This is a genomic window from Synechococcus sp. UW179B (genome assembly GCF_900474245.1).
Taxonomy (GTDB): domain Bacteria; phylum Cyanobacteriota; class Cyanobacteriia; order PCC-6307; family Cyanobiaceae; genus Synechococcus_C.
Genome location: NZ_UCNZ01000006.1, coordinates 1 through 26,100 on the forward strand (window position 1 = coordinate 1; position 26,100 = coordinate 26,100).

A 26,100-nucleotide genomic window follows, 5' to 3' on the forward strand; every position below is an offset into this window, starting at 1 on the left:
GAAAAGTGTTGCGTATGCGCTACGGGATGGACGGGGAAGAGCCGATGAGCCTCACCGGGATTGGCCGCATCATCGGCATTAGTCGTGATCGTGTCCGCAATCTTGAGCGTGATGGTTTGGCCGGTTTGCGTCGCCTCAGCGATCAAGTTGAAGCCTATGTTGCTTGCTGATTGAGAATTAGGAGTAAACGTTCATTGACATCAGTGGGTGATTCGTCGTGCGGGCAATGTCCAGCATTGGGAATCACCAATAATGACTGAATGCAATCAAATCGATGCTTCCAGTTTTCAGCTTCCCCTACCGGCTCCCATGGGTCATTTTTGCCCCAGATCATATGCACTGGCACTGACAAACTATTGAGTAGGTCTGGAGCTAAGTGATCATTGAAAAGGTTGATGAAGCCGCGAAATGCTTCTGCAGCTCCTTTGCGTTGGCTGGGCTCCAGTAAGAGAGACACCAAGTCATCGTCCACATTCTGACCACTCGGATAAGCCTGTTTAAGCACGGAACGAATAAGAGCGGGGCGGGCCGCATTGCGGAACAGCGCTGTGCTCAGCCAGCGTTGACTCACCAGGGTTTTAAGCAGAGGGCGAATCCAGGCCATCCAGGCTGGCTGTGTTGCTAGTTGTTTGTCGTCCATCAGCCGTTGAGCGCAGTCGATCAACACCACGCCCTTACAGGAGACAGTGTGACCCTGCTCCTTGATCAGTTGTGCAGCTCTGAGCGCTACAACACCACCGATTGAATTTCCAACAAGAACCACGGGACGATCAATCACGTCGTGACAAAAATCGGCCACTTGTTGGGCCCATAGATCAAACCCGTAGTGAACGCTGTTATGAGAGGCGAGTTCATCGTTCAGTTGTGCTTGCGGCTGATCACTTCTGCCGAAACCCAGCAGATCGATGGCATAGGTGGGAACTTGCTCGGCGAGTACGGGTTGGTTGAAGCGCCAATGATTCGTATTCGCGCCGAAGCCATGGATCAACAGCACCGCTGTCGGTGCTGTTGGATCCCCCATGACGGACCAGCCAATGTGATGGGACTTCCAGGTCCAAAGCGCCTGCATCGGAGCGAAAGGAGGGGGCATTGGCGTCATGTTGAAAGCCTGCTCTCAAGGTCCTTGACGAGTACATAAACGGGCGGAACAACCCCTACTGAGAGAACGGTGGCAACGATTAATCCTCCAAAAATCACTGTTCCAAGAGATTGTTGAGCACTCGCGCCTGCACCGTTGGCGACCACAAGAGGTAAGAAACCCGCGAGGGCGGCTACAGCGGTCATCAGGATGGGACGAAGTCGCGATTCGGCTGATTCGATCACGGCGACGACCGTACTTTTTCCCTCCTTGAGTTTTTGTTCGGCCACCTCCACGATCAAAATTCCATTTTTGGCCGCTAGGCCGATGAGGGTGATGAGGCCAATTTGTGCATAGATGTCCAAATCGATGGAGCGGATTGCAAGAAAGGCGAGAGCACCCAGCATGGCCAGGGGAACCGTTGCCAGGATGATCACAGGTGTGATGTAACTCTCGTACTGGGCTGAAAGCACCAGATACACGATCAGCACACCCAGTCCAAACACCAGGATGCTCGCGTTCCCCGCTGAGAGCTGCAGAGCTGCCAAACCGGTGAAGGCTGAACCGATATTCGTGAAGGTCTCAGCGTTAAACAATTGCTGGATTTTGCTGAGGGCCTGGCCGCTGCTCTTGCCGATCGCTTCTGCGCCCTGGATCAAGACGGTGCGGTTCAAGTTGTAGTGACTGATCACGGGTGGGGCGCTGCTGAGCTCGGCTTCCGCAAACTGGGAGACCTGGACTAATTCGCCATCGTTTGAGCGAACGTAGAAGCTGAGGATGTCATCAATGTTTTGTCTTTGATTTGGCGTGCCTTGTACGTAGATGTTGCGAACTTGGCCACTCTCGTAGGTGATGCCGGAGAAGTTATTGCCTGCCAGCGCAGAAATGGTGTCCATCGCCTCTTTGAAGTCGACATTGAGAGCACCCATCACCTCGCGATTGATGTTGAGGCCGATCGCTGGAGAGCTTGGAGTGAATTGGGTGTAAACGTTGGAAAAGTCTCCGCTGGCATTGGCGGTCTTGATCAATTGGCCCGCTAAATCGGAGAGTTCATTGAAGCTATAAGCACCGTTGCTGAGATCGTTGAACTGGAAGTAAAAACCTCCTTGGGGTGAGAATCCAGGCACCGCTGGTGGGCCTGAAGCCTTCGCAAGGCCGTCGCTTAATTGAATTAACTTGGCATTGAGGCGTTTCACGATGGCGTCTGAACTGTGAGCGGCTCCTTTGCGTTCCTCTAAGGGCTGGAGTCCGAAGAAAAAGATGCCTTGATCGGGACTGGAGCCGTTGAAGCCATAACCATTGATGATCGATGCTTGGGCTACATCGTCTTCCTCACTGAGAACCTTGGCGATTTGCATCCCAAGCTTTTTGGTTTCCACCAGGGACGCCCCGTTCTGTAGTTGGAAAATTCCCATTCCATAGCCTTGATCTTCATCGGGGATAAAGGCTGTTGGGAGGGTGGTGAAGGCGAAGCCGGTCGCCACAATTCCGAAAACCAAGCCAACGAGCACGATGCGGCGGGCCTCGATCATCCGTTGGAGGATCTTGGAGTAGGTGGTTTCGAGACGCTCGAAGTTGCGGTTAAACACTTTGAAGATCAGGGGCAGGTTCGAACCCGCCACGGCACCGATCGCGATGCCAGCGATGTAGGTCCAGTTCCCGAAGGAGGCAGCACTAAAGCGGCCAAAGGCCAAGCCCACGATCACGCCCACCACAATCCAGCTGCGTCCCTTCGGTTCTGGAGGTTTTTTCTGCGAAAGGATCAGACCCGAGAGCATCGGTGAAAATGTCAGCGCATTAAACGCAGAGATGGCCACCGAAAAGGCGATGGTGAGTGCGAACTGTTTGTAGATAATCCCGACCCCACCCGGATAAAACGCAACCGGGACAAACACGGCCATCAGCACTAAAGCGGTGGCAAGCAGGGCACCAAAGAGCTCTCCCATGCAAGCAAGTGCGGCCTCGCGGGGCTTCATTCCCTGCTCGATATTGGTGGAGACGGCCTCGATCACCACGATGGCGTCATCCACAACAAGGCCAGTGGCTAAGACGAGTCCCAGCAGCGTGAGTTCATTGATCGAAAATCCGAAAACGTTGAGGAAAGCGAACGTTCCCACGAGTGAAATCGGAATCGCCAGGCTGGGCACCACGGTGGCGCGCCAGTTCTGAAGAAACAGAAACAGGATGATGAGAACCAGCACGATGGCCAGTCCGAGAGCATCAATCACTCCATCAACGGAGGATTCGATGAATTGCCCGATGTTATAGATCTGATTAATCGTGACTCCAGGAGGAACCGTTGATTTGAATTGGTTGATTTGATCAACTACGGCTTCAGAAACATCGAGGGCATTGCTCGCAGGAGTTTGATAAATGGCAACCGTAAGGGCTTCTTTCCCATTTTTATCAACGGCTTGCACGGAAAAGGTGTTGGTGCCATAGCGGACTTCACCGACATCCTTCAGTTTGAGCAGATTGCCAGAGGGCGAGCGATTGAGGATCAGGTTGTTGAAGTCATCAATAGAGATGAGGTTGCCATTGTTTTCTACAACAATTGGATAGGTGTAGGCCTGATCACCTGAGGCCGGAGGTCCTCCAACAAGCCCACCAACAGCCACACTGTTTTGTGACTGCACGGCATTAAGGACGTCCTCTGATGTGAGTTTGTTGGCTGCAAGTTTGTTGGGATCAACAAACAGCCAAAAGGCTGGATTGGCGCCGCCGATGATATTGACGGTGGCAACGCCTTCCACCCGCGACAGCGGGTAATAGAGCTGTTCGTAGACGAGTCCATTTAAGTAAGCCGCATCGAATTGTCCTTCACTGGAACTGATCTCGTAGGCAAGCAGGATCGAGGGATTGCTCTGCTTCACCGACACACCTGTTGCGCTTACCTGTTCCGGGAGTTGGGTATTCGCCAGAGTCACACGGTTCTGGACGTTGACCTGATCAATATTGATGTCTGTTGTCTCGTCGAAATAGACATTGACCGTGCTAACGCCTGTCATGTCGGTGTTGGACGAGATGTAGCTCACCCCGGGAACGCCATTGATCTGTTGCTCCAATGGATTTGTCACCGCTTGCTCGGTGACCTCCGCATTGGCGCCTCCATAGGTTGCGCTCACCTGGATGAGGGGATTGGCAATGTTTGGCAGGTAGGCAATCGGCAGCATCGGGATCGAAATCATCCCAACCAGCACAATCAAAATGCTGCAGACCGTGGTGAGGACCGGTCGCTTGATGAAATTGTCGGAGAAGGCCATTGGTTTAGTTGGCTCCCGCTGAGACCTTCACAGGCATGCCGCTGCGAAGGCGACTGGTGTTGCTAACAGCCACTTTGTCCCCCGCTTTGAGTCCAGAGATCACGGGATAAAGGTTGTTCTGCAAATCCCCGAGCTGCACTTTTGTTTGAAGCACGATCGGCGTATTGCCTGGAAGTTTTTCCAGCCTTTTCAACGCTTTCGCCGTCGTATTAGGTGAGCGTTTGATGTTTGGTAGCGCCTTGCTGACGGGCACTACCTGATAAACGAATGGCTGTTGGGCTTGCATCATCACCGCCTGCACCGGTACCGCCAACTGCTCACGCGATCCGGTAATGATTTCGGAGGTGACGTATTGGCCTGTTTTTAATTGCCCGGTGAGATTGGGAAACTCCGCCTTCACCATCAGCGTGTTGGGAGGATTGCCCGATTTGGGAATCGCGTAGTAGGGCGAAACAAATGTGATCTCTCCTTTACCCGTAATCGCTGGGGAGGATTGGGATGCGAGCCGCACAGGTTGCCCTACTTTGACCTGGGATCCCTGAGACGCGGGAATTTCCATCAAGGTCCAAAGCGTGGAGTTGTCCACAATTCCTGTGATCACCTCTCCGGTTTTGATGTAGTCACCGATTTTTACGGTGTCTAAATCGCCGATCACTCCATTGATTGGAGAACGTACAAATTTATAATTAAGGGTGGCTTTGTCGGCGATGGCCTGATCCCTTGATTCGATCGCCTTTGTGAAATAGGCGTCACGGCGTTTGGCTGGTACGGCTCCTTGTTCGTACAGGTATTGATATCGTTCAGCATTCACCTTGTCGTAGCGAGCTTGTGATTGAGATGCATCGAGTTGAGCGCTCAGTTGCGTGTTGTCGAGCACAAGAATCACTTGACCTCTCTGAACTTGATCTCCTTCCCTGACCAGCTTTTTGATCACCCGACCATCTGTTTCAGGGCTGAGCGTCACGTTGGTGGTGGACTCAAGAGGGCTGACCGCTTTGATGCTTGGTTGGAAGCTGCCCTGGGAGATCGTTGCCGTGTTGATCGATAAGAAGGTGGTGTTGGATTTCTTGCTCTGCCCGCATGCTGCAAGCGCAACCGAGAGAGTTAGCACGACAACAAAAGGGCCCCGCACAATGCAACCGATGAGTTGCGCGGACAATACCTCTTCTTGGAGGCAGATGAGGCCCCAGCTTGTTGTTGACAACTAGCGAGCCAATTCCGAGATGTGTTGGCGGATGCTTTCTGCTTGCCGTTGGACGGATAGGGATTCAGTTAAGTCCCGACCGGCTGTGGAGAGTTGTTTCCAGCTAGCGCGATCGTTAAGGAGCGTAGATAGCTGTTGCGTCAGCACTGTTCCATCGTCGTCTGCTGGAAAAAATAACGACGAATCCTGATGAAATTCCTGATGGACGGGTATTGCGCTGATCAAGGTTGGAAGTCCTTCTGCTTTCGCTTCAAGGACCGGGTAGTCGAAGCCCTCATTTAATGATGCTGAAATCAGCGCCAAGCTGCCCCTCAGGGTTTGTAGGAGAGTCTCTGAAGTCATGGATGGGATGCACTCAAGTCCGTTGGGCCTGGGAAGGGCGCGTTGGTAGCGTTGAATCATCGGCGTGGATTTACCCTTACGTCCGATGATTCGCACCACCCCACGCCAGTGTGGGAGCCGTTTTTGTACGGTTGCGAGGGCTCGAACCAGAGCAATCAGATTTTTGTTGGCGTCATGGCGAGCTAGCACCACGAGGTCTTCGCTGGTGGGGGCGCTTAAGGCTGGCCTTTCTATCCGAATTCCATTGGGGACCACGCTGATGTGATCTGCGGGCAGGCCGAATGCGATGAGTTGATTGGCCACATGACGGCTGATCGCAATCACCCGCGTCGCGCAATGGAGGTGTTTGGGTTGCCAAAACCGGTATTTCAACCAAGCCCTCCGACTTGCCGGCAAGGTGAGAGGAGTGAGGTCGTGGCATGTGATCAGCTGAGGAATCTCTGGGAAGCAGAGCAAAGCCTCGAAAAAAGGTGAATAAATCACTTCCAAATCCTCAATGTCGACCTTGCTGCCTTGCAGGACATCCTTCAGGTTGAGACCGTGTTGTGCCATGGCATTGCTCTGCAGCAAGCGCATGAAAAAGGTTGGTGCTTGTGGAGGTGCGATCGAACTCCACTGTTCACGTGGAAGGAGAATGCCTTTCCCGTTTTCGTCAAGCTGAAGCCGCCATCCATCCAGTTCCGGGACGAGGCGTTGCACGTAGCTGCCAAATCCGGAATGGCCTGGACGCCATGAAAGTAAGTTGATCAGCCTGGCCAAAGCGGTGATGTGAGATCTGGCGTTTCTTCACTTTCCCACGTTTGTCATTTTGCTTGCTGAACCAGCCGGCATTGCCGCAATGTAGGAAGTAACCCCGCCTTCTTCAACTTGATGCAGCAATATGCCTATGAAAAGGATTCATGATCCTCGCCTGGATTAAGAAAAAGCCGAGTTTGATGTTGATTCCTACTTTGGACAATAAAGATCTATAAGAGTAGTTTTTGGTCATGCTTTTTGAGTGTGAAAAGGATGTTTCGCTTTGAGCATGAGTGATTAGGTCGATTGTGTGAAAGGTGTCGCCAGAGTGAGTAAGGACAAAAAGGCTAAGTGAGGTGATTTGGCAGTTGCGATTTCAACTTAAAAGGTGTGTTGGGGGATGTTTGCTTCAAGGCAAGCTGCGAAGGAGTGAGGTCCTGCTGAGATCATTGCTTGGATCCTCCGCCATATTCTTTGAGAATCAAATTTTGTCGACGAATGGAGCAGTGTTAAGAGCCGAAGAGTGGAGCTGTGAGACTGAAAGTTCATATCGGTCACGAATACAGCTCGTGGGAACGAGCGGGAGTGGCCATGAGATCCCAGTTTCTTGACCACTGAACGAAGTCGCTCCTTGTTGGCCTGGTGGGAGGCGCATGGTCGCCGAGATCCTGAGCAGAAACCCTGGATGTTCACTGCGGATCAAACCTGGCCAGGGCCGGATGAAGTGTTGTCTCCCTACGGCGTTTGGATCGCCGAGGTGATGCGGTGCTCTGCGGCATAGGTGACTAGCTTGTCTGTGTCGGGCAAGCCTCTCCATGGCGCTGGCTTATTCCTATCGCCGCGTTTCCAGTGGTGGCCAGGCACAAGGCGATAAGTCAGGTCTGCAGCGCCAGGAGGAGGCTCTAAAGGATTGGATGCGCAGGCATCCCGACTTTCGTCTTGCTGAGGAACTTCTCGATCCAGGCGTCAGCGCTTACACCGGCCGGAACCGCACCCAAGGGGCGCTGGGGCGGTTTCTAGAGGCAGCTCGCTCCGGTTCTATCCCGAAGGGGTCCGTGCTGGTCGTTGAGGATCACAGGCGCTTCTCCAGGCAAGAGCCTCTGGATGCACTGGAGTCTCTGATCCGGGATGTCTGGGGGCAGGGGCTTGGGTTTGCGGTCTGCAGCTATCAGGGTGGCTCTCCTTTGTTCAGAGAGACGACTGGGGCCCAAGACCTCGCCATGCTGTCGTTCCTCTTCGCACAGGCTCATGCCGAGAGCGACGAGAAGTCGAAATGGTCTCGTGGTGGGTGGCGCAAGATTTACGAGGCGCAGGATCGTGGTGAGAGGCCGCGGCATCGCAATCCCTACTGGATTGACCGGGATGAGTCGTTGCCTGACAACCCATTTCGCTTAAACGGCTACGCCAAGTCGATCGAGGCCATGTTCAAGATGTGCCTGGCGGGGATGGGCCAGACGCAGATTGCCGATGAGCTGAATACGGAGGGCTATGCAGCCCCTCCTGCATCTAAGGACGGTCGTTGGAACCGTGGTCAAGTGAGTCAACGGTTAAGGGACCCCGCTGTCACCGGCTTGTTGCAGCGCAAAAACAGCCATGAGATACCGGGTTATTACCCCTCTGTTGTTGATCAGGAGACCTTCACAAGAGCCCAACGGGCGAAGGCAACGCGTGATCGGAAGCGTTCAACCACCAAGGCGCGGAAAGTTCACTTCCTGTTCAGTGGTTTGGTCCGTTGCGCGGGTTGTGGGTCTCTGTTGACTTACAGGGCGGCCGGTCGATACGCCAGACCCGGGCATCCCGGTTATGTCACCTGTTCTGACAGTGCTGGTGCGGTCGCAAAGCAGGGTGCGACGCGATGTCGTGAGCAGCTTGGTGCTTGGCGGAAGTCGCCGACCATCAATCTTCCTTTGGATGAGGCCGAGGCGATGCTGATGGCGACCTTGTCGTTGGCCGACTGGCAGAACCTCTTCCCCATCCAGATGGGGCCGGAAGTGGAGGATTTGAGCAGGCAGATCCGTACTGCAAACGATCAGCTTCAGGAGCTCAGTGGAAGGATTCAGCGCGGTGAACATCGTCTTGCTGAAGAGCTGACGAAGGAGCTGCCCAACGAGATTCAGGTCTCTGTTCTGACCGGTGCCATCTCTCAGGCGCGTGAGCAAGTTCTAGAGCTCGAGCGAGAGATTTCTGAGTTGAACTACAGGCTCAGCGAGTTACGCCCTCAGGACCCTGTGCTGAAGGCGCAGGACACAGTCGAGATCGTGTCCCAGTTTCTTCAGCATGGGCTTCAAGAGATTCCCAAACGGATGCAGTTCAACTCTTGGCTTCAGCAGCTCGGTATTTCTTGGGTCATGAGTGGAGACTCGATTCAGCTTCACTACAACCGGCTTGGTCCCAATGGGTTTCCGACGGATTCCTGGGGGACTGCGCTTGGAGAGCTGCATGCCCTGCGAGCGATGGGTTACGAGCGCGGCTTTGCCTTCTTGTTCGCTGGCAAGACTTGGTTCAATCAACTGGTGACAGGACGAGGAGGGGTGATCAAGGAGCCTGGCAAGTTTCCGCGGCCTGTCTTCCCCCCAGAGGTTGTGGCTGGTCTCCAAGAGATTGCTCGCTTCCGTGCATCAGAGCTTGGTTACGAAGTTGATCTTGGAGGCGATAGAAGCGAGGGACGACAATGAAAACAAGCGTGAGCTTCAGCAGTTCCCTGAAGGCGCTCTGTTCGAGTTATCAACAGTCTTCTTTGCTTCGAGCTGAGTGTGGCGACTCTATGGACTGGAAAGATGTTGGACGTTGCCCTGTTTTTGTAGTGGGGTGTGTAGATCTATAGACCCCACTACAAGAATGGGGACAGCTCCAACGCGATCACCTCAAAGCGGTAGGTACGGACGCCATCAACCTGGAGCCTCTGCCTCTGGGTGGTGAACCCCGCCACCTTGAGCAGCGCCTTGGCGAACGTTGCGGGGACGTCGTCGTCTGGTCCAGGAATGGTGACGCGGCCACCGAGGATGTCTCGCAGTTCCCGTGCCTCGTGCTTATTCAGGCTCTGCACCTCTGCTGCCATCGCGCGGAACTCAGCGCTATCGACAGTGAATGACCTTGCAGCGATCAGGTCATGCACCCTGACGCGCAGCATCCACACATAGGCATGGCTGGGGTCTACCGCTGCCAGGTCCACCCAAATGCCGTTCTTGGTCTCCCTACTGGCCTCTGAGTTGGCCTGGTCAATGGTCTTCTGACCAGTCATGACCTCATGGATCAGCTGGGTCCGGCGGCTCAGTTCAGCCTGCTTTTTCTGTTTATCCCGCTGAGCCTTCGGGATAACAACAGCGTTGTCGCTGATCAGCTCGTCAAACGGCCGGAGCGTGTAGCCCTGATCCTTGAGGCGGCATGCCAACACGTGCTCGTTATTGACGGCCTCATAGTTGACCCGAGCTTCGAGGGCGACTGAGTAGCGCACGGTTGCCGGGTCAACGCCTTTCAGGTGGTCTCGGTAGAGCTCCTGCATCTTCGGGTCGATCGCAGTGAACCTGGCACGGCTGACCTCTTCTTGTGATGTCCGCCCAGTTCCGATCTTTGCCATCGGTGCTGAGACAGGCGACAGCATGATCCGCCGATCTGCGCTTCGTGCCCTGGCGACGGCTTGCATGGCGTCTTGGGGGGCCATCGCGAATTGCTGCACACAAGCAGCGATGCCAACGGTTGAGGCCTCATACGAGATGCCAGAGACCACAGATGGGCTGTATCCGACCAAGGTGTACTGACCTGCGACCGCATTGGTGTTGGACATCAGTTCAGCGACCTCCAAGGATGAGGAGTTGTCGCTGTGGATCAGAAAGCTGCGAGAAAAAGGTGCGCTGAATTTCTTCAGTGACTCTGCTTCGCCCATCGAGAGCCAGACCTGCTGGCCTTGATCGATGGTCTGTCCGCACAGCTGCTGGAGCTTGTCGATGTTGTCAGCAGTAGCGGCGCCATAGAACAGGTCGGACTGCCGGCGAAACGTGGTGTTGATGACCTGAGGTTGAACACCAGACAGCGCCTGTAGCCATTCCAGCTCGATGTCGCCTATGCCCGCTTCAGCAGCGATGATGATGAGCTCTGGGTTTCGTATCAACCGTTCAACTGACCGGATCGCCTCACGCCTGCTGTCTCTCATCCCGTCAGTCCCGTCCAGGAGCAGATGCAGGGTTGCTTGGGTGAGCTCGTCAAGGAACAGCACAGCTGGCCTGGGGTTCTCCTCCAGGTCGTGGCTCCATCTCCACATGTCCAACTCGCCGCTGTCCTTCTTGATCGATTCGCAGCAGCAGAACAGACCGTCCCTGCGCTCTCCACGTTCACGCTCAAACGTGCCTCTGGATGAGCTGAGGTCCCTGACACCGAACTCAGCAGCGCCTTTGTGGACCAGCGAGGCACGGTGATACAGACCCAGCACGATGACCTTGTGGCCCAGGGCCTGCTCCATCAGGTCAATGGCACCGACTGAGGCCTTGGTCTTGCCAGTACCCGTGGGGCCCTCCAGGGCGATAATTCGCCCCTGCATCCGCGCCTTGACCAGGTCCTCCGGCTCGAACTCGCGATCGATCGTGGTCGTCCGCCAGTTGCCCTTCAGTCGGGAGTAATGGCCCTTTTGACCCTCGTTCAGGTTGAAGCTGTCGGTTTGATCGGCTGAGCGGTCAAACGTGCCGGCGACCAGTGCCTTGCCCTTCGCCGCGAAGTAGTCGTCCGTCTTGGCCTTGCCTGGATCTGTCCAGGTGAACCAGTTGGCATCAGCTCCAGCTCGATTCAGCTGCCCTGCTACTCGCTGCGCAGCGCGCTCAGAGTTGCTGCCGTTGTCAAACCTGACAATCATCCGACGGCCACCCTTCGCGAGCTTCTGCAGGGGCACACGGAGGCGATCTGATCGGGTCTTTTGCCCTGCTGAGTTGATGCCGTTAATGCCGACGGCGAGCTGACCATGGGAGGTCGCAGACAACGCCTTAAGGGCTGATTCCTCGACCCAGATGGGGACCGCCGGGTTACTGAAGATGAACTGCCATGCCATCTCCGGGGTGTACTCCTCCCGAGTGCAGATGAACCCGTGATGATCCAGCAGATGCAAGGCGTACTCCCACGTCAACGGCGGGAGGTAGACCTTCACCTGGGTGCCGGTGCAGTCGAAGCGAACTTCACCCTTCTCTCGGGTGCGGATGCTGGGGTGCTTGCGTTGGCCTGCAAAGTGCAGTCCGGTCAGAAGCACGCCTTTGTTGGTCATCCCGACGCTGTAGATGTTCCAGTTCTCGGGCGGAGTTTCTCGGAACCTGTAGTCCGTCTTGCGAGTGATGGAGCGCTCTTCCCAGGCGACCTCGTTAGGGCGCAGGTTGAGATTTTCTTTGACCTCCTTGATCTGCTCCTGTGCCTTGCGATTTAACGCCTCACGCCAGCCTTCATCAGCGCCAAGCGTGATCGCTCCGCGGATGTAATCGTCAAGATTAATCAGATGGTCGACAACTAACTCGGCTCTGAGTTGCTCAGTTGTGTGGGGCCTGAGGCCCTGAAAGTTCTTGCGCATTGGGTTTGTGTGTGAGGAAGGTCCGGACCGACCACCTCGCACACACAGGGCCAATGAACCCAAACGAGGTGGCTATCCGGCTCAGGGAGCTACTCCTGAGGTTGTTTAAGTTCGCCACAGAAGTGGCAAGAGAGCAGTTGTTGTTCTCGTTGCAAGTGTTCCGAAGCGGTGGCAACTACCTCGAAATGCCAACCCTTCAAGTTACCTGGGCTTGTTCAGGTTCGTTCGGAATGTCGATAACAACCGGAAGCCTGGAGTAGTTACCTCTCTCTCTTGGCTTCCTTTAGAACCGATCTTGATTCCTTTTACAAGGGCCAACCCAATAGATCCTCAGGATGGATGGAGAGAAGGCGTAGAGCCTTCATCGAGAAGCAGTGGGAGGCGACTGGAGGACGTCCACTTCGCTGGGAATGCTGCCCGCTAGATCACTCTGAGCAGCTACAAAATCACCACCAATCCGAATGGTTTGGCTCTTCCGGATGAAGCTCGATGACGCTGCTTGAAGCCCGTTGGAAGCCTGTTGGAAAGCGCACAAGTCGATGAACTCCTTCCCACAACTCCCTGGTGAGCCCGCAGATGCCTTCGAGCAGCTCCTGCTGCATCGAGACTTTGGCCCCAGTCGTCAGTTCAGTCAGACAGCGGATGTTGTGGGCTGCTCTGAATCAACCCTGCGCCGACGAGCAGAACAGTGGCGCTGGAACGAGCGTCTGGCTGACTACGACTCCGGGATGCTTCAGCAGGCATCAGAGGCACGAACGAAGGAGGACCTTGAGCGCTGCAAATACCAGCTTGAGACGTTCCGACAAGAGCAGCTCGCACGAGCTCGCACCGTTGGAGATCGAGCTGAAGAGCTACTGGCGATGGTCGAGCGCAGCGCATGATGCTGATGCCAGTGGCTGTGTTCTTCCCTCAGCAATAGAACGACGCCTGACCCCATCAATCCGGCGGCAACACTCAGGTTCAGCGTGAAGGAATCACGCAGCACCACAAGCGCAAACAAGGCGCCCACAAAAGGCGCTGTGGAAAAGATCACGGCTTCCCGCGCTGCACCCAGATCCCGCAACGCCAGGAGATCCAGCCAGATCGAAAGGCCGTAGCCCAGTGCACCGACAAGCAGCAAGGCCGCGCAGACGGTGGCAGGTGGAAAGGGATGCCCCAGGACCCAGGCAAGAACGAGCATGGAGCGATGCACCCAGTGCCTTGACGGTGGCAATCTGAATCGGATCGCGCAGACTCAGGCGTTGGCTGAGGTTGTTGTCGATCCCCCAGGCCAGGGTCGCCAGAGCGATCAGGGCAGCTCCGGTGGCATTGACACCGCCGAGTGATCCATCCGAAAGAACGATGGCCCCAGCGATGGTGAGCGCTGCTGCCGCAGCGCCGCGTTTGCCGAGATGTTCACGCCCCACCAGAACAGCGATGGCCAGGGTGAAGACGGTCTCAAGGTTGAGCAACAGTGAACTCGATGCGGCTGGTAACCGCGCCAGGCCGTGAACCAGGGCAACGGGCCCGACGATCCCGCCCAGAAGGATCAACCCAGCCAAGGCAGGCGCATCACGCCGTTGGAGGGGGCTTTCATCCTGGGTTCGGCCTTTCATCAGCCGAACAATCGCCAGAGCCAGAGTCGCCCCTGCGTAGAGCAACCCGGCAATGCTCAGGGACGAACCGCTGGCCGTGAACGTACTGATCAGTGGGGCGCTGCATCCGAACAGCACGGCCGCAGCGAAGCCAGAGAGTTGACCGCATCTCAAGGATGCCATCGGTTTGATCGGGTTGCTGAACTTCACTCAGTTCTGGCTGCTGTCCTTGGAAGCATCCAGTGCGTTGCGCAACATCTGCGTGTTGCCTCTCAGGAGCACATCACCTTGACGAACACCCTGAAGGATTTCCGCTTGCCCCGCCGTTTGCTGGGCCACCACCACAGCAACCTGTTCCACAGCCCCCCGTTGATAGCGAAAGACCACCGGTGATCCATTGATCAGGGCAATGGAATCCTGCGGAACAATGAACCGTTGCTCGGAGGATGGGATCTGCACAAAGGCCGTGATAGCTGTTCCGATCGGTGGGAGTTGAGCATCAATAGGTTGCGCGCGGAGCAGCATCACGCGCCCGGCGGTTTGCGCATCAGGTGCCACAGCGATCACCCGTGCCTGCAGCGTCTGAGCTCCCGCTCGAACGCGCAGCAGCTGTCCGGTCCTGATGTTCGTGGCGAGTCCCGGTGACACGAGGAAGCGAAGCTCACCCCCTGTGACATCACTGATCTGGGCCACGTCTTCCCCCACAGACAGGACGGCACCGGGTGAGGTGCTCACAGCAGTGACCTGACCGGCAATTGGACTGCGAATCAACAGACGCCCTGAATCATCAGGCTTCCCTAGCGCTGAAGCCTTGGCAGCGGCTGCCCTGGCTGTCGTCGCGGCTGTAACGCTGGCGATGCGGCGGCTTTCCAGCTCCTGGGTCGAGAGTGCACCTTGCCGTGCCATGGGTTCGGCAAGGCGGTACAGGTATGCGAGCGAGTGCGCCGTGGCCTGCGCTGCATCGGCATCGGCGCGTACAGCAGCCGCATCAGCGCTTTGGACTTCTGCGATCGGTTCGCCAGCACGAACACGGGTGCCCGGTGACACCATCAGACGTAAAACACGTCCCGCCACAGGCATCCCCACGCTTGAGCGCGACGATGTTGCTGCTTCAACAAAACCAGTGATCGGACGTTCCGTGCCCGAGCTCAGTTCGGGGCGAACAGTGGTCAATCCCAATCGCCGAAGCTGGTCTTCGCTGAGAGCCACGCTGCCATTGGCATCCGCACGGTCCATCGCCGCAACCGATGGCGCAGAGACCGGCCGGCTGCTCTGGCGACCCACACCGATTCCAACCAGCAGAGATGCGGAGATCGCCAGAGGAAGAAGCACGCCGGGTTGGCGCAGGTGATGCGTGAGGTGGTTAAGGCTCAGGTTCATGACGGGAGAGAGGCAAGAGACGACGCCGAACCGTCGCGGGCGGGCAGCAGCCAATGGCCAAAGCGTGCATAGAGCGCCGGGAGCACCAGCAGGGTCAGGGCCGTGGAGGTGATCAATCCACCGAGCACCACCACAGCCAACGGTTGCAGGATTTCATTCCCGGCCCCGAAAGCGAGTGCAAGAGGCAAGGCTCCGAGTGCCGAGGAGAGGGCTGTCATCAGGATGGCGTTGAGGCGCTCCAGGCTTCCCTCACGGATCACCTCGCCCAGGGGTTGCCCTGCGCCGTGGCGGCGGTTGTAGTTGTCCACCAGCAACAACCCATTGCGCACGGCGATGCCAAACAGCGTGATGAAGCCGATCAACGAGGCGATCGATAGCACTCCTCCCGTGAGCAACACCGCCACCACACCTCCGATCAGGGCCAGGGGCAGGTTGAGCATGATCGCCACTGTGGCGGGCACTGATTTCACCGAAATCACCATCAGCACACCGATCACCACTGCGGCAACAGCGCTGTAGAAGACCAGAGACGCGGTTGCCCGCTCTTCTGATTCAAATTGACCGCCATAGCGAATGGTGTAGCCCTGAGGTAAACGCACATCCCGGGTGATGGTGCGCTGAATATCTTTCACCACACTGCCAAGGGGCCGACCGTTGACATTGGCCGAGACCACAATCAAGCGGGAAACATCTTCTCGGTTGACGATGTTGGCCCCCAGACCTTCCTCAACCCAGGCAACACTGCCGAGAGGAACGGTCATGCCATTGCTGAAGGCCACCGGCAACGAGCGGATGGCCTCCAGGTTCTGGCGAGCATTCTCCTGAAGCTGCACGAGCACATCGCTGCGCACACCCCCTTCCACCACGTGGCCCACCACCTTGCCGTTGAGCGCGATCTCCACTGCTTGCGACAGCTCCTCCACCGTGAGCCCGAGCGCCGCCGCGAGCGGGCGGTCGTAGTGGATCTGCACCTGGGGAATCGGCAGCTGCGGTTCCAACTGCAGATCCACCACTCCATCAATGGGTTTGATGGCCTTCTCCACCGCCTCACCGATGCGGCGCAGTTCGCCTAAATCGGTGCCGTAGATCTTGATTGCAATGGCACTGCGCACCCCCGAGAGCACTTCATCCATCCGATGGGAGATGAAGCCGCCGATGTTGGGAGCTACGCCGGGAAGCTTAAGAAAGGCTTGCCGCAGCTCGGCGATGGCAGCGGGCCGATTCGCCATGGCCTTGTCACTCAGTTCCACATCCACATGAGCCAGGTTCACACCAGCTCCATCGGCATCGCCTGGAGCGCGGCCCGTGCGCACCTGCACCCACTCAAACAAAGGGTTGTCTTGCAGGGAACGGGTCAGAGCCAGCCCTGCTCGGTTGGTCATCTCCAACGACACACCTGGATACAACAACATCGAATTCACCAATGACTTTTCGCGGAATTCCGGAAGAAAGACCCGCCCCAAGGCCGGCAAGATCAGGGTGGTTGCCACGATCAGGGCCAGTGCGATCGCCAACACCCGCTGGGGTGAGCGCAGGACTAGATCCAGGATCGGGCGGTAGAGCCGCTCGGCCTGGTTAGCCAGCCAGGTGTTCTCCTCTGGCAGCTCCGCAGGCGCGAGCAGGATCGCGCACAACGCGGGTGACAGGGTCACCGCCACCAATGTGGAGGCCGCGATGGAGAGAAGATAAGCCAGGCCCATCGGCGCAAAGATGCGCCCTTCCACGCCGGTGAGCGAAAAGATCGGCGCAAACACCACCACGATGATCACGGTGGAGAACAGCACGGGCTGGCGCACCTCTACCGAGGTGTCGAACACCACCTGCAGGGGCGATTTGGGCGTGTCGCTGGCCCGGTTGCGGCGCAGCCCCCGATAGCAGTTCTCCATGTCGACGATCGAGTCGTCGACCACCGAACCGATCGCCACCACCAGCCCACCCAGGGTCATGGTGTTGATGCCCAGGCCCAGGCTCTTCATCAACATCAGGCCAATCAGCAGTGACAGCGGAATGGCGATGAGGCTGATCACGGCGGCGCGCCAGTTCATGAGAAACAGCACGATCACCACCGAAACGATCACCACCCCCTGGAGCAGCGACTCGCTCACATTGCGGATGGCACTATCGATGAAATTGCTCTGACGAAATGTGGTCTGGACCTGTACATCGTTAGGCAGCGTGCGGTTCAACTCAGTCAGCCGCTGCTCCACCGCCCGAGTCACGGTGGGTGTATCCACATCGGGCTGCTTGATCACCATCAGCACAACGGCGGGATTTCCGTTGAAACTGGCATCACCGCGTTTGAGCGCCACACCGCGCTTCACCTGGCCCAAGGTGGAGAGCAGTACCGGGCGTCCCTGCTCGCTCTGCACCGCCGCATCGGCGAGATCACTCACCTGCGTAACCTGAGCCAGGGGGCGAATCAACCGCTCCTGGCCACCCCCGATCAGGAAGCCCCCAGGGCTGGTAGCCATCGCCGAGCCAACACCCTCCATCACCGCCTGGAGCGAGACAGCCTGAGCCTGCAGCTCCTGGGGATCAAGCAGCACCTGAAACTGCTGCTCATCGCCGCCGTAGATCGTGACCTGGGCGACGCCGGGCACCGCCAGGATTGACTGGCGGTAAGAGCGCAGGATCAGCTGCTGCAGATCCATGAGCGATGTGGCGCCATCGCCGGTCACCGTGAAGGCAACCTGCAGGATCGTGCCCAGTGGCGAGACCAGTGGGGAGACCTCGGGAGCGTCGGCGTTGGCGGGCAGCTGGGCGCTCACCTGTTGCAGCCGCTCCGCCACGGATTGGCGGGCGCGGTAGATGTCGGCGTTCTGGTTGAACACCACCTGCACCATCGACAAACCCGGCTTGGAGGAGGAGCGCACGGTCTCCACCCCGGCAATGCCATTCACTGCCGATTCGATCGGCAGCGTGATGCGGGTTTCCACTTCTTCCGGTGAGAGCCCAGCGGCGCTGGTTTGCACATCCACCTGCGGCGGCGCGAAGGGGGGAAACACATCCAGGGGCATCTGGCTCACCGCCAGCAGGCCCCAGAGGCTGATGGCGATGGCTGCGGCAACGATCAGCCAGCGGCGAGCGATCGAAAACCGCAGCGTTGTGTTGAGCAACCGCTCAAGCATCCGTCTTCCTGCGGCGGTTCAGCCAGATAGCCCCAGCGGTGAGTACGACAACCGCGCCAGCTGCCAGGGCGGGAATGGGTAGAGCGGACGGGCTCGCCGTCGCGCTGTCCTGTGGCGCAGCGGCTTTGTTATCTGCTGCCGGCTCAGCCTGTGGTGTCTTCTTCGATTCGGCGTACAGCGAGAGGGCGCCAGAGATCACCACCTCGTCGGTGGGATCAAGGCCCTCGGTGATCACAACCCGGTCACCCTGTCTGGAACCCGTCACCACGAGAACAGGGTCGTAGGTGGTCTGGGTTTGCACGAACAGCAGTGGCTTGCCATTCGCATCGACTAGAGCAGTGGAGGGAACCGAGAGCCCATCCGGCCCTTCTTCCGGCGTTGCCGTGGCCACCCCCAACAGGGCATCGGTTTCGGCGTTGCGGCGCACCTGGCGTGCGTCGCCCTGCTGCTGAAACTCATCGCCATGGCCCACATGGGCAAGAGCGAGGGGGGCTGCGATGGGGGAGGCCAGCAGAGCCGTTGCAGCAAGGCTGGCGCTTCCCGCCAGCTGGAGGATTCGTAGAAGCAAAGGCCTGAGGAAGCAGTGGATGGGCGGAGGATGGCGCAACCGGGATGAAAAACAGATGAAACCGGCTGCGCGCACTAGGATCTGAGCCTCGTTGATCCGCCACGCTGATGCCCATGCGGATCCTGTTAGTGGAGGACGAGACGGATCTGGCGGGATCCATCCAGGCCGTTCTGCAGGACCACGGGCATGTGGTGGATCACTGCGTCAGCGGCCAGGACGCCTGGGTGCTGCTTGGCAGTGATCAGGCCCGCTATGAGCTGGGGATTTTCGATTGGATGCTCCCAGACCTCAGCGGCCTCGATCTGTGTAGGCGAGCGCGATCGCGGGGCCTGGAGCTGCCGCTCTTGCTGCTGACGGCACGCGGCGACACAGCCGATCGGGTCGAGGGGCTGGATGCCGGCGCGGACGACTATCTGAGCAAGCCATTTGCGATGGAGGAACTTCTCGCACGGGTACGGGCGTTGCAGCGGCGTCATCCCAGCTATCGCGCACCAGTCCTGGAAGCCGGCTGCTTCCGGCTGGATCTCGCCACGGGGCAACTGGTCGTGACAACAGCCACAGCTGAGATGAGTATTGAGCTGTCCACGAAAGAGCAGCAACTGATGAGCTATCTCATGGATCACCCAGGTCAGGTGATTTCAGGCTCTCGCTTGCGCAACCAACTGTGGAATCTCCAGCAAGATCCCATCAGCAATGTTGTTGCAGCTCAAGTGCGATTGCTGCGGCGCAAGCTTGCTGCTCATGGGCTTGCTTCCCCGATTGAAACCGTCCCGAGTAAGGGGTATCGGCTGAATCCGCACGCTGCGGTGTTGCTGTGATGACCATCCGAACGCCGGCGCATCGCCTGTTGTTTCAAGCTCGATTGAGGCTGGCGGGACTCTCCTTGCTGGTGATGGGTGCACTCCTATACGGCGCGGGTTTCGCGATGGGAAGGCTGTTGCTGCAGAGCCAGGAGAGTGCGATCCGACGTGAACTGCAGGCTCTTGCCGGAACCCTGCACGACAGTCTTAAGCCTGTCCTGCCGCAGAGAGCCCGGCCCACATCCGCACTCGTTGCGGTTCTGCCGGGCCTCTGTATCGCAGGAGAGCCTTGCAAGGCACCAGATTCACTGGTTGAACGCCATGTAATCAGTGCCACTGATCCCGACCGCTACAAGCTGCGTGTTCTCGATCAAAGCGGTGCTCTGATCGCCAGCTCTCCCGGGGCTCCGGAGGCTGTATCTCCAGCTGCGGATCAAGGTTGGCAGCTCACGCAAGAAGCATTCGGCCAGCGCTGGCTCACCTATTCCATCCATCTCCACCACTCCAACGGCAGCGGAGAACCGGTGTGGGGCTTCCTCCAGATTTCACGCAGCCTGAACGATCTCGATCGGGAAGCCCAACAGGTGTTGTGGTTGGGTCATGGTGTCTTTCTGAGTGCGCTCTTGGCGATCGGCGCGGCCAGCTGGTGGCTGGCTGGATTGGCGATCGCACCACTGCTAGAGGCCTATCAGCGTAAGGAGCAGTTCAGCGCTGACGTCGCGCACGAATTACGCACGCCTCTTGCCAATCTCTTGGCGTTGGTGGAGGCAGAACGCCCCACACGTTCCATGGTGGCTGAACAGCCGTCAATCCAGAGCTGGGATCGGGTGCTTGTCCAGGGCCGGCGCCTGCAGAACCTGATCGGCGACCTGTTGTTGCTCGCCAGCCTTGAACGACCCTGCGAGCGGGAGCCGGCAACGGTGTGTGATCTCGCCGAGATCACGGCCGATGTGATGGAGGATTTTTCAGAGACAGCTGCGGCTGCTCAGGTGAGCCTGATTCACACGTCATGGATGTCCAGTGCCAAGGTGCTTGGGGCGGAGACAGAACTCAGCCGGCTTGTGATCAATCTGCTGAGCAACGCGATGCAGCACAGCCCAGCAGGTGGCGCGATCGACGTCTCCCTGAAGCACCAGGGTCGCCATTTCCAGCTTTCAATCACCGACAACGGGCCTGGCATCGCTGAGGAGATGCAGGGCCGAATCTTTGATCGCTTCACGCGACTGGATCCGTCTCGCTCACGCCTCCAGGGTGGCAGTGGGCTGGGGCTGGCCATCGCGCAAGCCATCGCCGTCCGCCATCGCGCAGCAATCCAGGTGCACTCCAGGACTGGATGCGGCAGCTGCTTCTCCCTGGAGATTCCGGCGGCTGAGCCACCCCATTGACTCTCCACCGACTGGAGTGTTTACGGTGGAAGCAGTCGCCGTCCTCCTGTGCCTCTGTTGATGCCTCCAGTCGCCGCCATACCTGTGCCTGCGGTGGTTTCCGCCTATCGCTCCCCAAGCTGTGGCTGCTGCAAAGGCTGGCTGGACCACCTCAGGCAAGCCGGCTTCACAGTGAAGGACTACGTGACGAGCAACCTTGCGAGCATCAAGCAGCGCTACGGCGTTCCACCTCAGCTGCAGTCCTGTCACACCGCCCGGATTGGGGGTTACACGGTTGAGGGTCATATTCCAGTGTCGGCGATTCAGCGGCTGCTGAAGGAACGCCCACAGGTGGCCGGAATTGCCGTACCCGGTATGCCGCTCGGTTCGCCCGGCATGGAATCACCGTTCAAGACAGAGAGCTACACGGTGTTCACCTTCACCGAATCCGGCCGGACCCAAGCCTTCCAGACGGTGGAGGGTGATGGCTAAGCCGGAACTCAGCGCTGTGCGTCTCTACAGGATGGAGACGCCCGAGCATGCCTGTCCGTGGGGGCAGCGCGCGCTTCAGCTCCTGCGCGCCCAGGGGATTCCGTTTGAGGATCATCCTCTGCGCAGCCAGGCGGAGGTGGAAGCCTTCAAGCATGCCCACGGTGTGACCACCACGCCGCAGGTGTTTGCCGGCGCGGAGCGCATTGGGGGCTACACCGAGCTGGCGAAACGGCTTGGTGTCACCGCGGAAACAGCAGAGGTGTCCTACGCACCAGTGATCGCTGTGTTCCTGAGCGCTCTGTTGATCAACCTGGCATTAGGGGGCGAAATCCGGGGCTACATGGGCCTGGCGATCTGCCTGTTGGCGATGCTCAAGCTGATGGATATTGCGGCATTCGCTGCAAGCTTCCGCAAATATGACCTGCTCACGCAGCGTTGGCAGGCCTGGGGAAAACTGTATCCCGCTGTTGAGCTATTGGTGGGACTTGGGATGCTGCAATCGGCCGAGAGTATGGGCCTTGAAGCTGTGATTGGCGTGACAGCAGTGCTTCTCGGTGTGATGGGCATGGTCTCCGTCGGCAAAGCCGTGTTCGTCGATCACCTGGCACTGAACTGTGCCTGCGTGGGCGGCAACTCCCGCACACCGCTGGGGGTGGTGAGCTTCGCTGAGAATCTGATCATGGGGCTGATGGGTTTGGCGATGTTGATTCAGCCAGTGATGGCTCTTGCTTCTGGGGGTGCGTTGTGATCAGCCGGCGCTCCTTTCTCGCCCTGGCAGCCGGTGGCACTGCAGCAGCCTCAGTCGCGGCTCTGCGCCATGGCTGGGACGCAGATCCACGGAGGAGCATCAACGCGGCGGCGACGTCGCCAGTGCGCTCTCAAGCTGGCCTGCTGGAGCTGGATCTGGTAGCGCAGGAAACGTCCATCAGCATCCCTGGCACATCAGGACGGGCACTCACCTACAACGGCTTACTCCCTGGCCCCCAGCTTGAACTGCAGCCTGGTGATGCGGTGCGGATCCAGCTGCACAACCGCCTGACTCAGCCAACGAATCTGCACTACCACGGCCTGCACATTCCACCCAGCGGAGCAGCCGACAATGTGTTCCTGAGGGTTGCTCCTGGCCAGCGACAGAGCTACAGCTTCTCCTTGCCGGACAATCACCCGGCGGGCCTCTTCTACTACCACCCCCATCACCATGGAACGGTGGCTGACCAGGTGTTTGGTGGCCTGGGTGGTGCGCTGCTGGTGAGAGGCGATCTCGATCGCATCCCTGAAGTGCAGGCGGCCCAGGAAGAAGTGCTTGTGCTCAAGGATCTTCCAGCCGCCAACCAGCGCTCCGGTTCTGGTGTGATGCTTGGCCGAGAAGGCTCGATTCTGAGCGTGAACGGCCAGGTGAAGCCCGAGCTGCAGGTTGCAGCCGGCGGCTTGCTGCGCCTACGCCTTCTCAACGCCTCCAATGCCCGCTTCTGGCGACTGGCGCTGGAGGGTCACACCATGCATCTGATTGCCACTGATGGTGGTGCACTGGAGCAACCACTGCCGTTGCAGGAGTTGCTGCTGGTGCCCGGCGAGCGTGCCGATGTGTTGGTGCAGGTGGCTCCCGAAGGTGGTCGGTTTCGCTTGAACAACCTCCCCTACAGGCGCCTGGGGCGCCCAATGATGGGCGGCATGGGTATGGGCATGGGTATGGGCATGGGTATGGGGAGAGCGGTGTCTGGCCAGGAACAAGCTGATGTCATCGCAACGGTGAGCACCAATGGCGTTGTAGCGCCGCAGCCTCTGCCGCAGCAGCTCTTAGCGGTGGAGGAGCTCCCCAGCCCGCTGCGTACGCGCCGATTTGTGATGAATCACGGCATGGCACCAGGCATGGGCATGGCCTTTTTGATCAACGGCCAGAGCTACAACCATGGGCGCATTGACACGCGCGTGCAATTGGGAGACACAGAGGACTGGGAGCTGCTGAACACAGGCGTGATGGATCACCCCTTCCATCTGCATGTGAATCCGATGCAGGTGATCAGCCGCAATGGCAGGCCTGAGCCCTACCGGGCCTGGCGGGATGTGGTGCTGGTGCGCCCTGGCGAAACCGTGCGCGTGCGCACCCGCTTCAGCGACTTTGCTGGCAAGAGCGTGTATCACTGCCACATCCTCGATCACGAGGAGCTCGGCATGATGGGCAACATCTTGATCGAAGCCTGAGCACTGCGCTGATCGCGCAACGCATCAACGGCCGCCGCAGCGCTCCCAGGTGTTCAGCATCGTGTTGAGTTCGGCTTCCAGGCTCTGTAGTTCGTGGACGCGCTGCTGAATCTCGGTGAACTTGCCGCGGATCGTGGCCTGGAGATCGTTGCAGGTGCAAATCCCGGATCGCCGTGCACCCAGCACAGTGCCAACCGTCGCCAGCGGTAGATCCATGGCCCGCAGACGGCGGATCAAGGCCAGCTCGGCAAACACCGAGTCGTCGAACAGGCGGTAGCGCCCATCAGAGCGCGCCACCGGCTGGAGCAGGCCCTGGTCGCAGTAGAAGCGGATCGTTTTCACCGAAACGCCACTGCGCTCCGCCACCGCACCGATCTTGAGCAACGCATCCGAAGCCGTCACGGGGATTGACTCTCCTGTAAGGGGAGACCAGACACTATCTGGACTCGTGCTGTCCGACATGCGTCGCCTTCTTCCTCTGGTTGCCTTTGCCTCCCTCTGGCTACCGGCCGTGTCCGTGGCACAGCCGGCGATGGATCACTCAGGTCACGATCACAACCACGACCACCATCAACGGCAACCGAGCCAACAGCCGCACCATGGGCATGACCATTCGGTGGGCCCTGCAGGCAGCACCTACGACCTGCGCTTTATCGATGGCATGGTCGAGCATCACACCGGGGCGTTGCGGATGAGTGAGTACGTCTTCAATATCGGCGCCCCTGGGGTGGGAGCCCTTGCGAACAGCATCTGGGACGAACAGGCCCGTGAGATCAAGGCGATGCGCCAATGGCGCAAGGCCTGGTATCCGGATGCACCGGTTTATCCCGTGGCATTGCGCCCTAACGGGGACCCCAACTCCATGGCAGATCTGGTGCGCATGAGTCCTGATGTGATTGCCGCGATGCGCATGTCGGGAACGAAGCCAACGCGCGACAACAGGGTGCAGTGGTTCTTAGAGGGAATGATTGAGCACCATGGAGGCGCACTTCAGATGGCACATGAGGCTCGGCAAAACTCCACCAACCCCACCGTCCTTCGCCTGGCGCGCGAGATCATCGTCGCCCAGCGCAAAGAGATCATCGAACTCCGCAAGATGCTGCAAAGCGGAGGACTGAATAAGCCGGACTACTACAAATTTGATGGCCTTTTCGCGCTGTGAAAGCAATCACTTTTAATGCCTTCACCACAACGATGATGGGATGGATCTCCATCTCATTCGCCCTCGTCGCTGCTTTCGTTGTCCATCCCATGGCCAGCCATGCTCACAGCAAAGGCATCTACCAATCCAAAGCTGACGCGCAACAACGTGCCAGTGAGATTGGTTGCAATACGCTGCATCAGAACAACGGAAAGTGGATGCCCTGCGCAGATGAGCGTGAACTCCACCGCCAACTTCGCAAGCTATGAACCAACGTCCGCTTTCACGGCGAGCACGCAAGATTCACCGTTGGCTGGTTCCAATCGCCGCTGTTCCGTTGCTGATCACCGCCGGTACGGGATCTCTCTACAGCTTGCTCTTAGAGCAAGGCATTGATGCCTTTTGGCTGCTCAAGATCCACACCGGAAATTTCGGTGTTCTGAACCTTCAGCCCGTCTATCCAATGCTCTTGGGTGGGCTCACCGTCATCGTGACCATCTCAGGTGCGGCAATGCTCTTGAAGCCATCGCGATGACACCTCATTCTCTGTAGCGGTCTCCCTGAAACCGCTCAGTAGCGCGCAAAGACGGAGGTTGTTCCGTCATGGGCAATAGCGAGCACCTCGAAACGTTCAGCCTCAACGCCTGCCACCTCCATCCCAGGGGAACCCATTGGCATCCCTGGAACTGCCAGGCCACGGATATTGGGCCGTTCCGACAAAAGACGGTGGATCGCAGAAGCAGGCACATGCCCTTCGATCACGTATCCCTCCACCACAGCGGTGTGACAAGAAGCCTGTTGCGGACTGACACCACGCGCCTTCTTCACGGCATCCATGTCCTCGGTGACATGGTCCTCAATGCGGTATCCCGCTGAAGCGATGTGGGATCCCCATGACGTACAGCAACCGCAACTCGCCGATCGATACACCGTTATCTGTGGCCCGGTCGCACCACTAGTGACGGGCATCTCACCATCCCCTTTCGCATCACCATGCGCCTCAACCGGTTGACTCGCTGAAAGCAGAGAGACGACCACGAAGGCTCCGACCAAGCTCTGTCGCAAGGCAGTTGAACACAGGTGCGCAAAACGCGAAGCCTTCATGGATTCCTTTAGGAGACAAATGAGATCAAGCTCCGCATTATCGCGAGTTGAGCTTTGTCCAGACCAGTTCCAGGCTCTTGCTGGCATCGATGCGCAGACAGCACGAATCGTGCTGGAGAACTCGGTAGCTCTGAAGGTGGATAACTCGGGGCTTTATTGAGTTCAGCGTCGGCCTTCATGGCA

At 58.2% G+C, this 26,100-nt stretch carries 23 protein-coding genes and 3 pseudogenes; 12 read left to right on the top strand and 14 right to left on the bottom strand.

Features of this window, described 5'->3' with window-relative positions:
- The coding region (locus tag DXY38_RS02670) for a sigma factor-like helix-turn-helix DNA-binding protein (protein WP_305791120.1) at positions 1 to 170 on the top strand (170 nt) is incomplete at its 5' end.
- Here DXY38_RS02670 and DXY38_RS02675 read toward each other — a convergent pair.
- The 4 genes from DXY38_RS02675 to DXY38_RS02690 all read right to left on the bottom strand — a co-directional run bounded on the left by DXY38_RS02675 (position 155) and on the right by DXY38_RS02690 (position 6,586).
- Positions 155 to 1,090, bottom strand: a complete 936-nt coding sequence (locus DXY38_RS02675) for an alpha/beta fold hydrolase (protein WP_371410985.1) — start codon at positions 1,088 to 1,090, stop codon at positions 155 to 157. The two genes, DXY38_RS02670 and DXY38_RS02675, sit on opposite strands and share 16 nt — an antisense overlap.
- Positions 1,091 to 1,095: 5 nt before the next feature.
- The gene (locus DXY38_RS02680) at positions 1,096 to 4,341 is read right to left on the bottom strand and encodes an efflux RND transporter permease subunit (protein WP_115070377.1); all 3,246 of its coding nucleotides are present in this window, start codon (positions 4,339 to 4,341) and stop codon (positions 1,096 to 1,098) included.
- 4 nt (positions 4,342 to 4,345) lie between these two features.
- The gene (locus tag DXY38_RS02685) at positions 4,346 to 5,473 is read right to left on the bottom strand and encodes an efflux RND transporter periplasmic adaptor subunit (protein WP_115070521.1); all 1,128 of its coding nucleotides are present in this window, start codon (positions 5,471 to 5,473) and stop codon (positions 4,346 to 4,348) included.
- A gap of 72 nt (positions 5,474 to 5,545) precedes the next feature.
- Positions 5,546 to 6,586, bottom strand: a complete 1,041-nt coding sequence (locus DXY38_RS02690) for a glycosyltransferase (protein ID WP_115070522.1) — start codon at positions 6,584 to 6,586, stop codon at positions 5,546 to 5,548.
- 643 nt (positions 6,587 to 7,229) lie between these two features.
- Between DXY38_RS02690 and DXY38_RS02695 the strand changes: the two are divergent.
- Together DXY38_RS02695 and DXY38_RS02700 are read left to right on the top strand one after the other, a co-directional pair.
- Positions 7,230 to 7,385, top strand: a pseudogene (locus DXY38_RS02695) (A/G-specific adenine glycosylase); the annotation flags it as partial.
- 52 nt (positions 7,386 to 7,437) lie between these two features.
- Positions 7,438 to 9,297 (top strand): recombinase family protein, encoded by a 1,860-nt coding sequence (locus DXY38_RS02700; protein WP_006853923.1) that lies wholly within the window; start codon positions 7,438 to 7,440, stop codon positions 9,295 to 9,297.
- 155 nt (positions 9,298 to 9,452) lie between these two features.
- On the opposite strand, the gene DXY38_RS02705 is transcribed toward DXY38_RS02700, so the two are convergent.
- Complete coding sequence (locus DXY38_RS02705) at positions 9,453 to 12,164, bottom strand: DUF3854 domain-containing protein (RefSeq protein WP_006853922.1); 2,712 nt, start codon at positions 12,162 to 12,164, stop codon at positions 9,453 to 9,455.
- A 446-nt stretch (positions 12,165 to 12,610) separates the two neighbouring features.
- Positions 12,611 to 12,766, bottom strand: a complete 156-nt coding sequence (locus DXY38_RS13865; protein ID WP_206749672.1) for a hypothetical protein — start codon at positions 12,764 to 12,766, stop codon at positions 12,611 to 12,613.
- Between DXY38_RS13865 and DXY38_RS13945 the strand changes: the two genes are divergently transcribed.
- Entirely contained in the window at positions 12,704 to 13,045 is a 342-nt protein-coding gene (locus DXY38_RS13945; protein WP_244279000.1) for a hypothetical protein, read from the top strand. The two genes, DXY38_RS13865 and DXY38_RS13945, sit on opposite strands and share 63 nt — an antisense overlap.
- 89 nt (positions 13,046 to 13,134) lie before the next feature.
- Here DXY38_RS13945 and DXY38_RS13950 read toward each other — a convergent pair.
- The 5 genes and pseudogenes from DXY38_RS13950 to DXY38_RS02730 form a co-directional block, all read right to left on the bottom strand.
- Positions 13,135 to 13,344 (bottom strand): annotated as a pseudogene (locus DXY38_RS13950) (EamA family transporter); the annotation flags it as partial.
- 211 nt (positions 13,345 to 13,555) lie between these two features.
- Positions 13,556 to 13,921, bottom strand: a pseudogene (locus tag DXY38_RS13955) (EamA family transporter); the annotation flags it as partial.
- 27 nt (positions 13,922 to 13,948) lie between these two features.
- Complete coding sequence (locus tag DXY38_RS02720) at positions 13,949 to 15,118, bottom strand: efflux RND transporter periplasmic adaptor subunit (RefSeq protein WP_115070378.1); 1,170 nt, start codon at positions 15,116 to 15,118, stop codon at positions 13,949 to 13,951.
- The gene (locus DXY38_RS02725) at positions 15,115 to 18,246 is read right to left on the bottom strand and encodes an efflux RND transporter permease subunit (RefSeq protein WP_115070379.1); all 3,132 of its coding nucleotides are present in this window, start codon (positions 18,244 to 18,246) and stop codon (positions 15,115 to 15,117) included. Before DXY38_RS02725 ends, DXY38_RS02720 begins: the two co-directional genes overlap by 4 nt.
- On the bottom strand, positions 18,239 to 18,853 hold the full coding sequence (locus tag DXY38_RS02730; RefSeq protein ID WP_244278983.1) for a hypothetical protein: 615 nt from the start codon (positions 18,851 to 18,853) through the stop codon (positions 18,239 to 18,241). The genes DXY38_RS02725 and DXY38_RS02730 overlap by 8 nt, the downstream gene beginning before the upstream one ends.
- Positions 18,854 to 18,927: 74 nt before the next feature.
- Here DXY38_RS02730 and rppA point away from each other — a divergent pair, with 74 nt between their 5' ends.
- From rppA to DXY38_RS02755, 5 genes are read left to right on the top strand one after another with little or no spacing between them, the layout of a single operon-like run.
- Positions 18,928 to 19,632: a two-component system response regulator RppA gene (gene rppA, locus DXY38_RS02735; protein WP_115070524.1), complete on the top strand. Its 705-nt coding sequence runs from the start codon at positions 18,928 to 18,930 to the stop codon at positions 19,630 to 19,632.
- Positions 19,632 to 20,999: a two-component system sensor histidine kinase RppB gene (rppB, locus tag DXY38_RS02740; RefSeq protein WP_115070380.1), complete on the top strand. Its 1,368-nt coding sequence runs from the start codon at positions 19,632 to 19,634 to the stop codon at positions 20,997 to 20,999. The genes rppA and rppB overlap by 1 nt, the downstream gene beginning before the upstream one ends.
- A 60-nt stretch (positions 21,000 to 21,059) precedes the next feature.
- Positions 21,060 to 21,470, top strand: coding sequence for a DUF411 domain-containing protein (locus DXY38_RS02745; protein ID WP_115070381.1), 411 nt, complete (start codon positions 21,060 to 21,062; stop codon positions 21,468 to 21,470).
- Complete coding sequence (locus tag DXY38_RS02750; RefSeq protein ID WP_115070382.1) at positions 21,463 to 22,218, top strand: MauE/DoxX family redox-associated membrane protein; 756 nt, start codon at positions 21,463 to 21,465, stop codon at positions 22,216 to 22,218. The genes DXY38_RS02745 and DXY38_RS02750 overlap by 8 nt, the downstream gene beginning before the upstream one ends.
- Positions 22,215 to 23,672: a multicopper oxidase family protein gene (locus DXY38_RS02755; protein WP_330848514.1), complete on the top strand. Its 1,458-nt coding sequence runs from the start codon at positions 22,215 to 22,217 to the stop codon at positions 23,670 to 23,672. Before DXY38_RS02750 ends, DXY38_RS02755 begins: the two co-directional genes overlap by 4 nt.
- Before the next feature lie 24 nt (positions 23,673 to 23,696).
- Here DXY38_RS02755 and DXY38_RS02760 read toward each other — a convergent pair whose 3' ends face one another.
- Positions 23,697 to 24,134 carry a MerR family transcriptional regulator gene (locus DXY38_RS02760; protein ID WP_115070383.1) on the bottom strand — a complete coding sequence of 146 codons (438 nt, stop codon included), beginning with the start codon at positions 24,132 to 24,134 and terminating at the stop codon, positions 23,697 to 23,699.
- Here DXY38_RS02760 and DXY38_RS02765 point away from each other — a divergent pair.
- A complete protein-coding gene (locus DXY38_RS02765) occupies positions 24,133 to 24,834 on the top strand; it encodes a DUF305 domain-containing protein (protein WP_115070526.1) in 702 nt (233 codons plus the stop codon). The genes DXY38_RS02760 and DXY38_RS02765 overlap by 2 nt on opposite strands.
- 53 nt (positions 24,835 to 24,887) lie before the next feature.
- Here DXY38_RS02765 and DXY38_RS14065 read toward each other — a convergent pair whose 3' ends face one another.
- The gene (locus DXY38_RS14065) at positions 24,888 to 25,013 is read right to left on the bottom strand and encodes a hypothetical protein (protein ID WP_255445316.1); all 126 of its coding nucleotides are present in this window, start codon (positions 25,011 to 25,013) and stop codon (positions 24,888 to 24,890) included.
- Here DXY38_RS14065 and DXY38_RS13960 point away from each other — a divergent pair.
- Positions 24,993 to 25,082 carry a DUF3721 domain-containing protein gene (locus tag DXY38_RS13960; protein ID WP_244278994.1) on the top strand — a complete coding sequence of 30 codons (90 nt, stop codon included), beginning with the start codon at positions 24,993 to 24,995 and terminating at the stop codon, positions 25,080 to 25,082. The genes DXY38_RS14065 and DXY38_RS13960 overlap by 21 nt on opposite strands.
- Complete coding sequence (locus tag DXY38_RS02775) at positions 25,079 to 25,348, top strand: hypothetical protein (protein ID WP_006853915.1); 270 nt, start codon at positions 25,079 to 25,081, stop codon at positions 25,346 to 25,348. The genes DXY38_RS13960 and DXY38_RS02775 overlap by 4 nt, the downstream gene beginning before the upstream one ends.
- Positions 25,349 to 25,383: 35 nt before the next feature.
- On the opposite strand, the gene DXY38_RS02780 is transcribed toward DXY38_RS02775, so the two are convergent.
- The gene (locus DXY38_RS02780) at positions 25,384 to 25,851 is read right to left on the bottom strand and encodes a DUF411 domain-containing protein (protein ID WP_244278984.1); all 468 of its coding nucleotides are present in this window, start codon (positions 25,849 to 25,851) and stop codon (positions 25,384 to 25,386) included.
- Positions 25,852 to 26,100: the final 249 nt, after the last annotated feature.

Excerpts from the sequence above, each read along its gene's own strand:
- rppB (WP_115070380.1), top strand. The coding sequence starts at position 19,632 with ATGACCATCCGAACGCCGGCGCATCGCCTGTTGTTTCAAGCTCGATTG.
- DXY38_RS13945 (WP_244279000.1), top strand. The coding sequence starts at position 12,704 with ATGAACTCCTTCCCACAACTCCCTGGTGAGCCCGCAGATGCCTTCGAG.
- DXY38_RS02700 (WP_006853923.1), top strand. The coding sequence starts at position 7,438 with ATGGCGCTGGCTTATTCCTATCGCCGCGTTTCCAGTGGTGGCCAGGCA.
- DXY38_RS02680 (WP_115070377.1), bottom strand. The coding sequence starts at position 4,341 with ATGGCCTTCTCCGACAATTTCATCAAGCGACCGGTCCTCACCACGGTC.
- DXY38_RS02720 (WP_115070378.1), bottom strand. The coding sequence starts at position 15,118 with ATGAACCTGAGCCTTAACCACCTCACGCATCACCTGCGCCAACCCGGC.
- DXY38_RS13865 (WP_206749672.1), bottom strand. The coding sequence starts at position 12,766 with ATGCAGCAGGAGCTGCTCGAAGGCATCTGCGGGCTCACCAGGGAGTTG.
- DXY38_RS02725 (WP_115070379.1), bottom strand. The coding sequence starts at position 18,246 with ATGCTTGAGCGGTTGCTCAACACAACGCTGCGGTTTTCGATCGCTCGC.
- DXY38_RS02775 (WP_006853915.1), top strand. The coding sequence starts at position 25,079 with ATGAACCAACGTCCGCTTTCACGGCGAGCACGCAAGATTCACCGTTGG.
- DXY38_RS02705 (WP_006853922.1), bottom strand. The coding sequence starts at position 12,164 with ATGCGCAAGAACTTTCAGGGCCTCAGGCCCCACACAACTGAGCAACTC.
- DXY38_RS02750 (WP_115070382.1), top strand. The coding sequence starts at position 21,463 with ATGGCTAAGCCGGAACTCAGCGCTGTGCGTCTCTACAGGATGGAGACG.
- DXY38_RS02760 (WP_115070383.1), bottom strand. The coding sequence starts at position 24,134 with ATGTCGGACAGCACGAGTCCAGATAGTGTCTGGTCTCCCCTTACAGGA.
- rppA (WP_115070524.1), top strand. The coding sequence starts at position 18,928 with ATGCGGATCCTGTTAGTGGAGGACGAGACGGATCTGGCGGGATCCATC.
- DXY38_RS02675 (WP_371410985.1), bottom strand. The coding sequence starts at position 1,090 with ATGCCCCCTCCTTTCGCTCCGATGCAGGCGCTTTGGACCTGGAAGTCC.
- DXY38_RS02745 (WP_115070381.1), top strand. The coding sequence starts at position 21,060 with ATGCCTCCAGTCGCCGCCATACCTGTGCCTGCGGTGGTTTCCGCCTAT.
- DXY38_RS14065 (WP_255445316.1), bottom strand. The coding sequence starts at position 25,013 with ATGCAGCGTATTGCAACCAATCTCACTGGCACGTTGTTGCGCGTCAGC.
- DXY38_RS02765 (WP_115070526.1), top strand. The coding sequence starts at position 24,133 with ATGCGTCGCCTTCTTCCTCTGGTTGCCTTTGCCTCCCTCTGGCTACCG.